The sequence below is a fragment of the Anaeropeptidivorans aminofermentans genome (assembly GCF_940670685.1).
Classification (GTDB): domain Bacteria; phylum Bacillota; class Clostridia; order Lachnospirales; family UBA5962; genus Anaeropeptidivorans; species Anaeropeptidivorans aminofermentans.
On the sequence record NZ_OW711693.1, the window covers coordinates 156644 to 172758 of the forward strand.

The 16115-nt window shown below is 38.4% G+C and carries 12 protein-coding genes; 8 read left to right on the plus strand and 4 right to left on the minus strand.

The annotated features are described in order from the left end of the window. Positions 1-806: 806 nt before the first annotated feature. A complete protein-coding gene (locus NBX03_RS00620) occupies positions 807-2774 on the plus strand; it encodes an EAL domain-containing protein (RefSeq protein WP_250228846.1) in 1968 nt (655 codons plus the stop codon). A 531-nt stretch (positions 2775-3305) separates the two neighbouring features. Here NBX03_RS00620 and adhE read toward each other — a convergent pair. Next, on the minus strand, positions 3306-5930 hold the full coding sequence (gene adhE / locus NBX03_RS00625) for a bifunctional acetaldehyde-CoA/alcohol dehydrogenase (protein WP_250228847.1): 2625 nt from the start codon (positions 5928-5930) through the stop codon (positions 3306-3308). A 623-nt stretch (positions 5931-6553) separates the two neighbouring features. Here adhE and NBX03_RS00630 point away from each other — a divergent pair. The 5 genes from NBX03_RS00630 (at position 6554) to NBX03_RS00650 (ending at position 11182) form a co-directional block, all read left to right on the plus strand. Further along, positions 6554-8005, plus strand: a complete 1452-nt coding sequence (locus NBX03_RS00630; RefSeq protein WP_250228848.1) for a nicotinate phosphoribosyltransferase — start codon at positions 6554-6556, stop codon at positions 8003-8005. Between the two features lie 410 nt (positions 8006-8415). Next, entirely contained in the window at positions 8416-8583 is a 168-nt protein-coding gene (locus tag NBX03_RS00635) for a hypothetical protein (RefSeq protein ID WP_250228849.1), read from the plus strand. Positions 8584-8744: 161 nt separating this feature from the next. After that, on the plus strand, positions 8745-9506 hold the full coding sequence (locus NBX03_RS00640) for a sulfite exporter TauE/SafE family protein (protein ID WP_250228850.1): 762 nt from the start codon (positions 8745-8747) through the stop codon (positions 9504-9506). A gap of 473 nt (positions 9507-9979) precedes the next feature. Beyond that, complete coding sequence (gene ybaK, locus NBX03_RS00645) at positions 9980-10453, plus strand: Cys-tRNA(Pro) deacylase (RefSeq protein ID WP_250228851.1); 474 nt, start codon at positions 9980-9982, stop codon at positions 10451-10453. A 27-nt stretch (positions 10454-10480) separates the two neighbouring features. Further along, positions 10481-11182, plus strand: coding sequence for a M48 family metallopeptidase (locus NBX03_RS00650; protein ID WP_250228852.1), 702 nt, complete (start codon positions 10481-10483; stop codon positions 11180-11182). A gap of 161 nt (positions 11183-11343) precedes the next feature. On the opposite strand, the gene NBX03_RS00655 is transcribed toward NBX03_RS00650, so the two are convergent. Then, the gene (locus NBX03_RS00655; protein ID WP_250228853.1) at positions 11344-12063 is read right to left on the minus strand and encodes an NAD-dependent protein deacylase; all 720 of its coding nucleotides are present in this window, start codon (positions 12061-12063) and stop codon (positions 11344-11346) included. Between the two features lie 457 nt (positions 12064-12520). On the opposite strand from NBX03_RS00655, the gene glpK reads away from it, so the two are divergent. Next, entirely contained in the window at positions 12521-14005 is a 1485-nt protein-coding gene (glpK, locus tag NBX03_RS00660; RefSeq protein ID WP_250228854.1) for a glycerol kinase GlpK, read from the plus strand. 215 nt (positions 14006-14220) lie between these two features. On the opposite strand, the gene NBX03_RS00665 is transcribed toward glpK, so the two are convergent. Beyond that, entirely contained in the window at positions 14221-14409 is a 189-nt protein-coding gene (locus tag NBX03_RS00665) for a hypothetical protein (RefSeq protein ID WP_250228855.1), read from the minus strand. Between the two features lie 101 nt (positions 14410-14510). On the opposite strand from NBX03_RS00665, the gene NBX03_RS00670 reads away from it, so the two are divergent. After that, positions 14511-14684 carry a hypothetical protein gene (locus tag NBX03_RS00670; protein ID WP_250228856.1) on the plus strand — a complete coding sequence of 58 codons (174 nt, stop codon included), beginning with the start codon at positions 14511-14513 and terminating at the stop codon, positions 14682-14684. Positions 14685-15236: 552 nt separating this feature from the next. Here the strand turns inward: NBX03_RS00670 and NBX03_RS00675 are convergent. Next, positions 15237-16073 carry a VanW family protein gene (locus NBX03_RS00675; RefSeq protein ID WP_250228857.1) on the minus strand — a complete coding sequence of 279 codons (837 nt, stop codon included), beginning with the start codon at positions 16071-16073 and terminating at the stop codon, positions 15237-15239. Positions 16074-16115 lie beyond the last annotated feature (42 nt).

The window sequence follows — 16115 nt, forward strand, 5'->3', positions numbered from 1 at the left end:
TTATCAATGCTTTTTAGAAAAAATGTCTGCTTTGAAAAATAGCGATGAAAAGGGTATTATGTTGATTATTGTCTTGAAAAAACTCTTGATTTGACCATGCCTTATAGGCTATACTCATTATATCCCATAGGCCTATGAAATAAGGCTTACTTTTAAAAACGAAATGTAATTTTACAAAAACTTCAATAATGTGCTTAAAAACTACTTTTTATTCAATCAATAGATTTTGTATACTTTATCATGATTAAAATTTAAGATATTGTATGTTTTTCTTGAAACCTTTTTATGATATGTTTTTGTAACCATGTTTTCAGCAAAAATATACTGATTATAAAGAGAATGAAATCAACGCCAATCTGCTTAAAATAAATATGAAAAAGGCCCCAGTTTATTTACTGCAAACGAAAGGAAAACTGATTAAACTTAAAAACAAGAAACTATTTTCAAGTTGAATCAGTACAATGGTATTTACAGAGAGCAATATTTATAGATGCCAAGCCTGTCAGAAGGTAATAAAGAACAGGCCGGCGAATTTTTAAGCAAAGCGTATTTTATAGAAAATTTAATTTATAGAAGAATTCACTTTAATCTGAAGACCTATCGCTTAAAACACAAAATATCCTCTGATATTTTGCAGCACTCTATCACTTCGGTTTCAAGGGAATTCGGCTATAGGCCTTAAAATGAACTTACAATGAAGCTTGACTGCTGTAAGGCCCGTTCCCTGCTCTTAGTTTTGTCCTATTAAGGGTTTGCCCTTAAAGGGTGGTCCCTTTAAGGGGTGTTGTTCGGAGGAGGATTTCAAAATGGGAGGTAAAGCCCAATATCCAAAAATACTTATTGTCTGCCTTTTATTTATATCAATACAGGGTATTATTAGAAATGCCGTTTTCCCTGATTATGATTTAGGCAATATAGGTTTTATTTTTGCTGCTTTTGCCGGTGTACTTATATTTTTGTATAATAACTTAAGGCAGGGCAGGCATTTATGCCCTGTGAACATGCCGCCGGATATAGAATACGAAGAGGATTTAAAAACAAATTTATTGTTTTTCACAACCTTCGGCACCGAAGGAAAAGGTGAGCCTGAAAAAAGCGCCTTATCCGGCAAATATATGGCAAACCTTATAGCCAATATTTCCGAAGCCCTTTTTGTAATTGATGAAAATAAGAAAATTGTAATGTTTAACAGTGCCGCAAAGAAGCTTTTAAAATGCAGAGACGAATATCTGGAAGGAAAACCCATAGACGTTCTTTTTAAAAGCAATTGCTGTAATTTCTTTTTAAGCGATAATTTTAAGCCCACGGTGGAGAAATCTTATGATGCCGATTTAATAACGGAAGCCGGGGAGATTGTTCCTGTTGCTTTTTCCTGCTCCATAATGGAGATAGACGGAAAAGGCGGATTCCATTACATATGCACAGCAAGGGATATGACCGAAACAAGAAAGGTGCAGGACGCTCTTTTTAAACAGGCTAATTTCGACAGCCTAACCCAGCTTTACAATAGGTGTTATCTTGAAAGCAAGGCCTCGGAAATCCTTGCAGAAAGAAGGATTACCACAAATCATCATTCCTTGCTGATGATTGACCTTGACCATTTTAAAATTGTGAACGATACCTGCGGCCATGAAGCAGGGGACCAGCTTCTTCGGCATCTTTCTTATATTATGAAGGAAAGCCTTCGGAATTCAGATATTATAGCAAGAGTAGGCGGCGACGAGTTTGCCGTATTCCTGCCCTGCACCGACGTTAAACAGGCCACTATTGTTGCTGAAAAGATTAAAAGCGCCATTACTCAGTATAACTTTACATGGGAAGGCAAAGTATTCAGTGTAGGGGCAAGTATAGGTATTGCCGAAACAGATGAAAACATCAATGATATACGCCTGATGCATAGGGCTGCCGATATTGCATGCTTTATTGCAAAAGGGAGCGGCGGCAGCGGCGTTATGGTCTATAATGACGATAAAGAGCCTTCTGAAACCACAGGCGATGAGCTTAACCTGTTCCCCCTTATAATGGAAGCCCTTGAAAGCGACAGTTTCTTTCTTGTTTATCAGCCTGTTGCAAATATAAACTATACGGGAGGGCCGAAGCTATTTGAAATTTATTTAAGATTAAGGCTTAAAGACGGAACCGTAATTCCGTCATCGGCATTTATTTCTCAAGCTTATCGATATAATATGATGAGTAAAATTGATCAATGGGTTATCAATACCTTTTTCTCAAGCTTCCATGAACGGATAATGCCTTTTGTAGGCCCGGAAAGCGCCCTTTTCAGCATCAATATATCAGAAGCCACATTAAGCGCCGAAGGCTCAAAGGAATTTATAGAATTTATAGAGCGAGGGCTGAACAGGTATAATGTACCGCCGGAAATGATATGCTTTGAAATAAAAGAAAACGCGGCCATATCTAATTTTATAGAAGTAAGCGATTTTGAAGCAGGCCTTAGAACGCTTGGCTGTAAGTTTGCCCTGGATGATTTTGGCAGCAGCTTTTCTTCATTTTCCTATCTTAAGTTTTTAAACGCCGACTATGTTAAAATAGACGGAACCCTTATAAATGATATTTCGGAAAGTCCTTTAGGCTGTACGATGGTTTCTTCCATAAATGAAATATCCCATATACTGAATAAAAAGACAATTGCCAAGCAAGTGGAAGGAAAGGACGTATTTGACGGCCTCAAAAGCATCGGCATAGACTATTGCCAGGGCTATATGATAGCAGAGCCGGATACCATAGAAAATATAATGAATAAGATGTATTAAAAAAAGCTCCCTAGGGGAGCTTTTTTCAGCCACAAAAGTCCTGACTTTTTGCGGTATTTTATCTGCCTATAGGAATAAATCAACTGCAGGCCTTACAATTTAAAAATTGCTTTATAGTTTCCAAACTTAAAATAAGTTTTGTAACTATATGAAGATACTCCTTTAGTATAAATATAAGGCTTGCGGCCCCTGATTTCCCTCGGCAGAGCAAAGTCCTGCCTGTGGATAAAATCCGGGGAACTCTTTGTTCTCCGACCCTTTAGCGTATGGTATAGATTACAGAGGCCTATACTTATAGAATATGCTGCATATGAAACGCTAAGTTTTGGGCGGCTTTGCTGTGTAAGCAACAAGGTTCTAGCGTCGCAGACTTTAATCTGGAAGACAGGCTTTGCCTGTCTGAGGGAAATAGAGGGTTTCAAGCTTTTCATAGAAAAGCCCTGGAACCCTCTATTCTTGCCTGCAGATATGAATCTTCGCAAAATCCTGATTTTGCGAAAATAAAAAAGCTCCCTAAGGGAGCTTTTTTATTTATTTACCGTAATAAGCTTTTAAATATATTTCCTTAAGCTCTTTTACAAGAGGAAGCCTTGGGTTTGCGGTTGTACATTGGTCTTCAAAGGCTCTTTCGGAAAGATAATCCAGTCTTTCAAGGTAAAGCTTTTCATCGATACCGCATTCTTTTATGGTTTGAGGAACGTTAAGGCTCTTAGAAAGCTTTCTTACGGCGTTTGCAAGGCTCTGAACGCCTTCTTCCGGAGTAGATGCGGGAAGGCCTAAAAGTTTTGCTATTTCCTGATATTTTTCAGGAGCGATATAAGATTTATATTTTGGCCATGCAGTAAATTTCGTAGGCGTAAGCTCTCCGTTATATTCGATTACCCATGGGAGAATTATGGCATTGGACCTTCCGTGGGCAATATGGAATTCACCGCCAAGCTTATGGGCAAGAGAGTGGTTGATACCTAAGAAAGCATTTGTAAATGCCATACCTGCCATACAGGAAGCGTTATGCATTTTTTCTCTGGCAACTTCGTCTTTCGGGTTTGCATAGGCTCTTGGGAGATATTCAAATACCATTTTAATTGCCTTTTCTGAAAGGGCGTCTGTATAGTCGGAAGCAAGAATGGAAACGTAAGCTTCAATTGCATGGGTCAATACGTCCATTCCTGTGTCTGCCGTTACGGTAGAAGGAACTGTCATAACTAAATCAGGGTCAATGATTGCAATATCAGGGGTTAAAGCATAGTCTGCAAGAGGATATTTAATATTGTTTTCTTTGTCGGTAATTACGGCAAAGCTTGTTACCTCTGAGCCTGTTCCTGATGTTGTAGGGATTGCGACCATCTGGGCCTTTGCGCCTAAATCAGATATTTTATAGGTACGTTTTCTGATGTCTAAGAATTTCTGGCTTAAAGCCTTGAAATCAACCTCCGGCTGTTCGTAGAAGAGCCACATGCCCTTTGCCGCGTCCATGGCGGAACCGCCGCCTAATGCGATAATCAGGTCGGGCTTAAACTGATTCATTGCCTCGGTGCCTTTTCTTACGGTATCGAAAGAAGGATCCGGCTCTACTTCGGAGAATATTTCAACGGCTATTTTTTCTCTGTTTTTATTGAGGTGGTAAAGAATTTTATCAACATAGCCGAACTTTACCATCTGTGGGTCTGTAACGATGAATGCTCTTGTGGCGTTCTTGATTTTTTCAAGATACTGTATGGAACCGAATTCAAAAAATATTTTTTTCGGTATTTTAAACCACTGCATGTTGATTCTCCTTTTTGCAACTCTCTTTATGTTAATAAGATTAACGGCTGAAACATTGCTTGTAGTAGAGTTGTTTCCGTAGGAGCCGCAGCCGAGGGTAAGAGAAGGCATATTGGTGTTATATAAGTCTCCGATGGCTCCGTGGGAGGAAGGAGAGTTTATGAGGATACGTCCTGTTTTGCAGACAGAAGCAAATTCCTCTATAATTTTTTCGTCTTTTGAATGGATAACGGAAGAGTGGCCCATTCCGCCCAGTTTAAGCATGGCATCTGAAAGCTTAATGCCCTCTTTGTAGTCTTTTGCCTTTAATACTGCAAGAACAGGTGAAAGCTTTTCCCTTGAAAGAGGATATTCAGGGCCTACGCCTTCGATTTCACAGCAAAGAATTTTTGTGTCCTCAGGGATTTTTATGCCTGCGAGAGAAGCTATATAATAAGGTGGTTTGCCTACGATATCAGGATTAACAGCACCCTTTTCAACATTAATTACAACAGATGTAATTTTCTTGGTTTCTTCTTTTGTTGCAAAATAGCATTTATTATATTTCATATAATCTATAGCTTCTTTATATACAGGCTCTTCTATGATAACTGCCTGTTCGGAAGCACAAATCATACCGTTATCAAAGGACTTTGAAAGCACAAGGTCTGTTACTGCTTGTTTAATATCGGCAGTTTTTTCGATGAAGCAAGGAACATTTCCAGGGCCTACGCCAAGGGCCGGCTTTCCTGTGGAATATGCGCTTCTTACCATTGCGGAACCGCCTGTCGCAAGCACGAGAGAAATATCTTTATGATTCATTAAATAAGTCGTTGCTTCAAGGCTTGGGGTTTCTACCCATTGAATGCAGTTTTCAGGCGCCCCTGCTTTTATTGCCGCGTCTCTTACGATTTTCGCAGCTTCCGCGGAGCATTTTTGAGCTGACGGGTGGAATGCAAAGATAATAGGGTTTCTTGTTTTGGCGGCAATAATTGATTTAAACAGTGTTGTGCTTGTAGGATTTGTCACAGGGGTTACTCCTGCGATGATACCTACAGGCTCCGCTATCTGCATATAATCGTCTTCGTCGTTTTCTTCAATGATTCCTACGGTTTTTTGGTATTTTATACTATTATAAATATATTCCGTTGCGAATATATTTTTTGTTATTTTATCTTCATATATGCCCCGGCCTGTCTCCTCAACGGCAAGTTTTGCTAAAACCATTTGAGCGGCGTGGCCGGCTATTGACATTTGCTTAACAATATTGTCAACAGTCTTCTGGTCAAGCTCCATGTATTTTTCAAGAGCGATTTTACCCTTTGCAGCTAAAGCATCAACTTCCTTTATAGCCGCGAGTTTTTTCTCATCAGGATTTTGAATATCTGCCTTAAGTTCAGTCTTAGCCATAGTATTCCCCTTCTTAAAAGTATTTTGTTAATTATTTAACAATAGTATACCATATAAAAAATATTTTGGCAATGAAGTTTTGTGAAAAAAATAACGAATAATTTTGGTAGGATTTGTAGAATTTATCAATTGAGGTAAATCAGGAAGTAAGAAAAAGCAAAAAGCCCATAAGGGAGAAGACCTTATAGGCTTTTTATGAAATATATAGAGCCGTCCGGGGGGAACGGCTCTTACGGGGGGGGGATATAAATACTGCAATAAGCTTAAGCTTATTGACTTTGATTAAGGCTACAATATAATAATTTCCAAATTTATTATTTTTATACTATTCATTTTAAAAATATGTTATTATATAGGCAATTTATTTAAATTTATATTTTTAGTAAGATAATTTGATTACAGCAACAAAAATCGTATATTTGAGCAGCTTAATATAAGCGTTTCTATTATATTAAGCTGTTTATGAAAAATAGGTTTTTGTTACTGCCTTAAAGTTATTTTACTTTAAGACCCATAGAGCATGTTTTCATGGTTAATCTATTGTTAACCATGAAAACATGCTCTAAAGATTAATTCGTTAAACAATAGAGAACAATAAAAAATAAACGAAGGAGATAGTTGAAGTGTTTTATAATGATCTTACTCTTCTCACGGATTTCTATGAGCTTACAATGATGCAGGGATATTACCTTGCAGGGACCTCACAGAAAATAGTCGTATTTGACCTTTTTTACAGAACAAATCCCAGCGGAAACGGCTATTCCATTACGGCGGGGCTTGCTCAGGCCATTGAATATGTGAAAAGCCTTAAATTTTCAGACGATGATATAAGCTATCTTAGGTCTTTGGGAACTTTTAAGGAAGAATTTCTTGAGTATCTGAAAAATTATAAGTTTACGGGGGATATTTATGCTGTTCCCGAAGGCACCGTCGTATTTCCCCAAGAGCCTCTTATGAGGATAAAGGGGCCTGTAATCGAGGCCCAGCTTATGGAAAGCGCCCTCTTAAATATCATAAACCATCAAAGCCTTATTGCAACCAAGGCGGCAAGAGTCTGTGAAGCCGCCGGTGACGACAGGGTTTTGGAATTCGGCTTAAGAAGGGCCCAAGGCCCAGACGCCGGTATATATGGAGGAAGGGCGGCTATTATAGGGGGATGCCACGCCACGAGTAATGTCCTTTGCGGAAAAGCGTTTGATGTGCCTGTTTCGGGAACCCATGCCCACAGCTGGATTATGAGCTTTGAGGACGAGCTTGAGGCTTTTCGGAAATATGCGGAAATATACAGTGAAAACTGTATTCTTCTTGTAGATACCTATGATACCTTAAAATCAGGGATACCCAATGCCATAAAGGTTTTTCAGGAGCTTCAGGAGCAAGGAAGGCTTAAAATCCATGGTATTCGTCTTGACAGCGGTGACCTTGCTTATCTTTCCAAAAAGGTAAGGATTATGCTTGACGAGGCAGGCTTTCCCGATGCCATTATAAGCGCTTCCAGTGACCTTGATGAAAACTTGATTTTAAACCTCAAGCTTCAAGGGGCTAAAATAACTTTATGGGGAGTAGGCACTAATTTAATTACTTCAAAGGATTCCCCGGCCTTCGGCGGTGTGTATAAACTGGTAGGAGAATTAAATGACAGGGGAGAAATGGTTCCTAAAATAAAGCTTTCGGAAAACCCTGAAAAAATTACAAACCCGGGAGAAAAAACAGTATTTAGAATTTATGATAAAAAATCAGGAAAGGTCAAGGCAGACCTTATATCCCTTGTGGGAGAAACAATAGATACCACAAAAGACCTTACCATATTCCACCCTATAAATACATGGAAGAAAATGACCTTAAAAGCAAACGAGTACTATGTGGAAGACCTTTTGGTTCCTGTATTTGTCAAGGGGGAATGCGTTTATGAATCGCCTTCCGTTCTTGAAATCAGGGATTACTGCAAAAAAAGCCTGAATTCCTTCTGGGAGGAATATAAAAGGCTTGTGAATCCGCAGATTCTTCCCGTGGACTTATCGTTGCCGTTATATACTTTAAAATCAAAGATGATACAGGACATCAGAAGGCAGTAATGCATATTTTATAATAAATCTAAAGTGAAACAGGAACAAAACTATATATTCAGTTTGAATCCCAATGGGCTGTTTCCAAAGGCGATTCGTGTTTTTGAGCCTTTAGTGAATAGGCATTTGTTACTCCTTTAGAAAAAGTTTACGATATACGGAAGGAGCATCTCTTTATCGCTAACAAAGAAGTTTCTGTTTTTGAATTACAGGGAAAAAAATAACAAGTATTCCAGTAAAAAACATGAGGATAGCTTTGTAATAGAAATCCATAGTTTTTTAATAAAGCAAAATACGAAAAGTTTATTATGTGGTCAATAAAATATTATCCTTTTATTTTCGCGTTTCTTTCACAAAGTTTATTTAATTATTTTACTTTTTGTATTATAATTAAGAAAACTACGTGAGGTGAAATGTTGATGACGGATTTATTTAAAAGACTGTTTTGCGCTAATATTTTGCTTGAAACCCTTTCGGACATTATGGGATATGACGAAGAAGAAATTATCCATCTTCTTGAAAATCCCGGAAAGCTATCAGAAGAAGAAAGAAAGCTTGTAGAAAGCCTTCTTAACGAAAGTATTTAAAGCCGGAACAGCATTATCGTTTATTTTATTTTAGGAAGAAAGCAGTAAACCTTCCCTTTGGCCTTAAGGCCTTGCTCTTTACCGATATAGCGGCCGGTTTTACAAAAATTTAAGGTGTTTTAAAGGCAATGCCTTTAAAGCCGCTAGGGAGCCGTTACTTTATGAGTTATTTACAGCAGTTATCAATACTTTGCCCTCTTATTTTTTTATCAGGCTTTGTTGACAGTATTGCCGGCGGAGGCGCCCTCATTTCTCTCCCTGCCTATTACATGGTGGGGCTTCCGCCCCATACGGCTTTGGGTACCAATAAGCTCAGTGCCCTTTCAGGCTCTGTTACAAGCTCTGTACGCTTTATTAAAAGCAAGTCTTATTATTTAAGATCTCTTGCACCGTCTATTATATTTGCCCTTATAGGTTCTTTTTTAGGGGCAAAGCTTGCGGTTCTTTTAGACGAAAGCATTTTAAGAGCAGTTCTTATTTTTGCCATTCCTGTGCTTGCGGGTTTTATTCTTTTAAAAAAGGACTTTGCTGAGCCCTTAAAAAAGAAGGAAATTTCAGATTTTAAATTAATCATTTTATGCGCTGTCATATCTTTTACAATAGGCCTATACGATGGATTTTTCGGCCCCGGTGCGGGAACCTTCCTGATTCTTGCCCATTTAGGCATTGTAGGCCTTGGTCTTAGAGAAAGCATGGGCAATTCCAGAATAATAAACATGACTACGAATATATCTGCAGTCATTGTATATTTTTTAAACGGAATGGTTGATTTTAAGCTTGCCATACCGGCTGCCTGCTGCGCCATATTGGGAAATTACATAGGAACAGGCTTTGCCATTAAAAACGGCAAGAAAATCGTAAAGCCCATGATGATTTTTGTTTTAACTTTACTTGTTGCAAAGCTTGCAGTCGATGCGTTTTAGAAACTGTAATTTTAAATTCAGCGAACTTAAAGATAATATGACCTTAACTTGCTTATTTAAAGGGGCATCTGCTGAATAGAAAAGGCGTCCTGCTGCCAAAATAAGTTTTGGCAAGAGACGGCAGAAAGATTTACAAAGATAAAAGTAATTTACTGTATAGTATTTTTTCATGCGTTTGCCGTGATAGGCAGGCGCTTTTTTGGTGGCTTTACAGGTGAAAGGGCTTTATGTACTCTAAAAAAATATGCCGTTTCCGAAGGAAATTCGCATTTTTAAGTTTATATAAAGGAGATTTTCTTGCCTTCTTAGAGTCTTTTCTATAATTATTTTTAAGATTGCTATATATGTCAAAATCAAAAAGTGCTATTATATTTATAATAAATAAACTTAAAGAAAATTTATTAAACCTAAAAATCAAAATGAAGTTTTTAGATTTGATAAGTACAGACAGTATAAATAATACAGGTGATTATATGAAAAAAACCAACGCCATGCGTATTTTAGACGGGGAAGGCGTAAGCTATAAGGTATATGAATATGAAGCAAAGGATGGCCATATAGACGGGATATCCGTAAGCGAAAAAATCGGAAAGCCAAAGGAAATGGTATATAAAACCCTTATAACAGAAGGGGCAAGCAAAGAAAATTACTGCTTTATAATTCCATGCCATAAGGAGCTTGACTTAAAGAAGGCCGCAAAGGCCGCAAAGGAAAAGTCCATGGCTATGATAAAGGTTTCCGATATTAATAAAATCACAGGCTACATCAGGGGAGGGTGTTCTCCCGTGGGCCTTAAAAAGCCCCTTAAGACATTTATCGACCAGGCCGTTTCTGAAATTAGCTTAATTGTAGTAAGCCCCGGAAAAATAGGGTTGCAGATGGAGCTTTCACCGGGGGAGCTTATCAGAGTGACGGGGGCTATAAAAGAGGATATCGTAGTATCGTAATATATAAAAGAACTTGGAGACAGAGCCATGAAAATAAATTTCAATTGTGATTTGGAATCTTTGGAAGGCGTAAAGTTTTATAAAAGAAAGACCATAGGAATCTATATAAAAGCCGATGGCACAGTTGAAATACGGGCGCCTTACGGCTGCTCTTTAAAGGCCATAGAGGATTTTGTGAATAAAAGAAAAAGATGGATAGAATTTCACAGCAGAAAAAGAAAAGCGGAATATGAAGAAGCAACGAATTTTTCCTTCAGCGAGGGAGAAAAAATATCTATTTTGGGAAAGACGTACTATCTTTCAAAGGGAAGAACCTTTAAGTTTGAAGGCGATACGCTCTTATTTCCCGAAGGCGATATTTTTTATGTTAGAAAGCAGTTTACAAAGTTTCTTAAAAAAGTAATGCTTGATGAGCTTACCCCTTTAATAGAGAAGTATTCAGAGATTACAGGCCTTTATCCCCGTGAAGTAAAGGTGTCTTCTGCCAAAAGGAGATGGGCTTCCTGCTCCGGCAGAAACAGCCTTAATTTTTCTTTATATCTTGCCTTTGGAGACGAATACATCATAGAGTATATTATTGTTCACGAGCTTTGCCATATAAAAGAAAAAAACCATTCCAGAAGCTTTTGGCATCTGGTGGAAGAATATATGCCGGATTACAATAAAAGAAAAGAAGCCTTAAGGCTTCTTGAAAAAAGGATTTTTAAAGAGGGAATACACGACCTGTAAAATACGGGGCAAAATATAGAGTGAAAAGGCAAATTTTTCGCCGCCAAAATACAATTGCGGCAAGATACTGTGGGAAATCTAAAATATCGGAAAAGGTTTACTGTGCGGTATCTTTTATGGATTCACCGTGGCTGCAGGAGATAAAAGCCCCTATTGCATATTTATATTTTAAGAGCTTTAAATACCTTATCAATATCGTCATTAATTAAAAGGCCGGCATTTCGGTCCATAGCGGTGCTCTCTTTATTAATCAGGATAAGATTTGTTCCTTTGAAATAATTTACAAGAGAAGCCGCCGGATAAACGGAAAGAGAGGTTCCCCCAATAATAAGGGTATGAGCCTCTGAAATATATTTAAGGGCATTATCCAAGGTATCTGTGTCAAGCCCCTCCCCGTATAAGACCACATCAGGCTTTACTACCCCGCCGCAGGTGCACAAGGGAACGGGGAGGTTTTCCAATACATAGTCCAAGGGGTAAAACCCGCGGCATTTTGTGCAGTAATTTCTGTGAATGCTTCCGTGAAGCTCCAGCACATTTATTGAGCCGGCTTCTTGATGAAGGCCGTCGATGTTTTGGGTAATCACTGCTTTAAGCTTTCCTTTTTTCTCTAATGCAGCAAGGCCGCTATGGGCATGATTGGGCCTGGCATCGGGATAAATCATATTGTTTACATAAAAATCGTAAAATTCTTCTTTATGGCCTTTAAAGAAGTCTCTGCTTAGCATGGTTTCTGCCGGATAGGGATATTTTCTTTGAAAAAGGCCGTCGGAGCTTCTGAAATCAGGGATATTGCTTGCGGTGCTTACGCCTGCTCCGCCGAAAAATACGATGTTTTTGCTTTCGTCTATTATTTTCTGGAGTTTTTCAATATTTTCCATAGGACAGCTCCTTAAGATATTTTTTGGGAATTATACTGCTTTTAGTATATCATAATTTTAATTTTTACCATACTTGATTCAATACGAAATAGTATCTGAATCCATTGGAACAGGAAAAATCCTGGGGCTTGAAGATAGAATCGGAAATACATCCGAACGCATATAAGTAAATTTAAAATGAAACAGTAGCAAAGCCGTATATTCACACAGGCTTTTGCTGCTTCTTTATATGAAATTTACTATAAAGTGCGGTTTTTGCTTTTCTCTTATTTTATAGTAGAATTCATTGCAATCCGAAGTGCCTGTTGCTTAAAGTCCAAAATATCCTCTGATATTTTGCAGCACTCTGTCCCTTCGGTTTCAAGATAATTTAACGATAAGCCGTTTCAATCCAGATATTCTCTTCGGCATAAAAACAAATGGATTATATAGTTTGCATTTTACAAAGGAGGCCAAAATGAAAGAAAAATATATTATGGCGCTTGACCAGGGAACCACATCCTCAAGATGTATGATATTTAATAGATCCGGCGAAATTGTAAGCCAGAGCCAAAGAGAATTTACTCAAATTTATCCAAGACCCGGCTATGTGGAGCATGACCCTATGGAAATATGGGGAAGCCAGATTGGGGTTGCCGTAGAGGCCATGAGAAGGGCCTCTATAGATGCAGAAGAAATAAGCTCCATCGGCATTACAAACCAAAGGGAAACCACCATATTATGGGATAAAAACACAGGGCTTCCCGTATATAATGCTATTGTATGGCAATGCAGGAGAACAGCCGATTTATGCGGTAGGCTTAAAGCAGAGGGCTTGGAAGAAACAGTAAATAAAAAAACAGGCCTTGTTTTAGACCCTTATTTCAGCGGAACAAAAATAAAATGGATACTGGATCATGTAGACGGCGTAAGGGAAAAGGCCAAAAAAGGCGAAATTCTTTTTGGCACCATCGATACATGGCTCATATGGAATTTAACGGCAGGAAAATCCCATTTAACAGATTTTACAAATGCGTCAAGGACCATGGTTTATAATATTTATGAGAAAAAATGGGACAAGGAGCTTTTGAATATCCTCTCCATACCGGAACGCATGCTTCCTGAGGTCATGCCCTCCAAGGGCATATTGGCTTATGCCGACCAGTCTATTTTTGGAAGAGAAATCCCCATCAGCGGCGTTGCCGGAGACCAGCAGGCAGCCCTTTTCGGACAAGGGTGCTTAAGCGCCGGCATGGCAAAGAATACCTACGGCACAGGCTGTTTCCTCCTTATGAACACAGGAGATAAGCCGGTACAATCGAAAAACGGCCTGATTACCACATTGGCGGCTTCTCTGGAAAAAGATGTCCAATATGCTTTGGAAGGAAGCGTTTTCACAGGGGGCGCAGTGATTCAATGGCTTAGAGACGGTCTGGGGCTTATTTCAAAGGCAGATGAAACATTAAAATATGCCTTAATGACGGGGGACACAGGCGGCGTATATATTGTCCCTGCCTTTACAGGCCTTGGGGCCCCCAGCTGGGACCCTTACGCAAGGGGAATCATAACAGGAATCACAAGAGGAACCGGCAAAGAGCATATTATAAGGGCGGCCCTTGAGTCCATGGCCTACCAGTCTATGGATATTATCCATGCCATGGAGGAGGATTCCGGTATTGACCTTAAAATACTGAAAGCCGACGGCGGCGCTTCGGCAAATGACTTTCTCATGGGCTTTCAGGCAGATATTTTAAATAAACCTGTAATCCGCCCTCAAAATGTGGAAACCACTGCTTTGGGTGCGGCGCTTCTTTCAGGCCTTGGAACAGGATTTATGAATCAAAGCCATATAGAAAAAATATCAGGAGAATCTAAAGAGTTTAAGCCCGATATGAAGGAAGAAAAAAGAAACGTCTTAATAGAAGGCTGGCAGGAGGCTGTTAAAAAGGCCCTTTGCAGATAGGGCGGAATTTATGCTTCATAAAGCTGCAAAAGTGTTTTCAGGCAGACATTTGCTTAAAGTCGGCAAACTTCTTTTCAAGTTTGTGCCTATATATGGGGTTTATAAAGGGCAATGCTTTTTGCATCGCCTTTTTAATTTATAATTGTGGAATATTTATCTAAGTATTTACAAATTTATTATTATATAACTTTTTAAGATTTACCGAGCATAAATTCCTATTCAGGATTTTCAATAGAAATATATAGGCTATCTATTTCTTTTTGAGCTGTGATTAAGAGGTTCTGAGAATGGTGTATGGTTTCTAATGCCTTGTTATAAAGCTCAGAAGCATCAGAAATTTTAGCGCTTATACTCGAAAGGTGCTGATCAATATTGTTTTCACTGATAAATATTTTGCTTTTCATAATATCCTCCTCATAATGCAACCAAAATAAAACCGATAATAGGTATATCATATTATAACCTTTTTTGGTTAAGATTTCAATACAAGAAAGGTTGTGATTTGATGTTTAAAATTAAGAGTTTATTTCCAAACGCCAATATTGCGCGGACCATACGCTTTACGGAGGACCTTTTTAATGAGCTTAATAAAACGGCCGAGGAAAACGGCATTTCATTTAATCTGCTGGTACTGCAATGCTGCCGGTATGCTTTGGATAATTTAGATAAGGAAAAATAAAAGCTTGCCTTTTGGCAAGTTTTTTATTTTTAAATCTGGAATGCTATAGTAAATTTATCATGAAGAAGTAGCAAAAGCCTTCGTGAATATACGGCTTTGCTACTATTTAACTTTAAATTTACTATAAAAGCTTCATTCATAGTGAACTTAAAGTAAATTTCACAGAAGGATGTAATAAAAATCTATTTTTCATAAATGGTTTAACCATATAGAATCCCTATGCTTAAGCCATTCATAGCCAACAAAGATTAAAATAGCTTTGTTGGCTATAAGAGGGCGTTCGCCTGAAAACGCTTTAACAGTTTCCCTGTAAGTGTTTTCAGGTTCACTAAGCATAAAACATACAATTTTTATTACTGTTTCATTTGAAATTGACTATAAAGTGAAACAGGAGCAAGACCGTATCTTCACGTAGATTTAAGAATCTACAGCGTTTGAAGGAAATCCCTGTTTTTGAGTCTATAGTGATAGATTTTTGTTCCTTCCTTATGAGAAATTTATTATATTTACGGGAGGACTTGTTTTTAAGTTAGTACAATAAGAATAAGCGCCTTATGGAGAGCAAGAAGATTTTTCCGATATAAAAGGCGCATACATCATAATGGCGGAATTTGAAAGGATAAATTCTTCATTTATAAATACATCGTCAAGGGTATATGTTCTTCGGTAAAGCTCGTTATGGCGGCTGTATCCGCCCCAGAACTGGCTTTGCATTTTATGGTGTTTTTCAATAATTTCATATCTGCATAAAGGAGGCGCAGAAGAGCGCCATTTACCTTCCAGCGTTTCTTTTGTAATATTTATATTCAGCTGAAAATCATCTTTTGTATGGTTTGCAATCATTAAATCCCTATGGGGATAAAAGCAGGTTGCGCCGCTTCCAAAGGGCAAGGTGCGGTTCGAATCGGGAAATACATCGTATCCGTGGCGGTGGCGTTCAATAATGGTTAAAGGGGTATGCAAAGCTGACCAGTAGATTAAATTGGAGAGCTGGCAGAGCCCCCCGCCGATACCGGTGCTTATTTTCCCCCCGTCAAGAATCATACCTTCCAAATATCCTTTTTTCTTGGTGGGCCTTCCTATAAGCTTCCAATAGCTTAATATTTCTCCGGGGCGAATTATAATGCCGTCAATTTTTTGGGTGGCTATTTTCAAATTCGTTATTTTATTATACTGATACTGCATGTCAAGGCCCTTTAAATTTCTTAAAAGAGGGGTTTCATGGCTGTAATGGAGATAGGCAAGAGGAGGGCCTACGGTTTTAGCAAAGGATTTAGAAAGCCTGAGCCATAAAATATATCTAAGGGCAGCGTAATATAAGATACCTAAGTTTTTTCTAAGGTTTGAACGGCTGATGGGTTCTTTAATTTCTTCGGTATCTTTTTTCAATCCTAGCCGCCCCTTTAAAATATATTTTAATGTAAGTTCGGC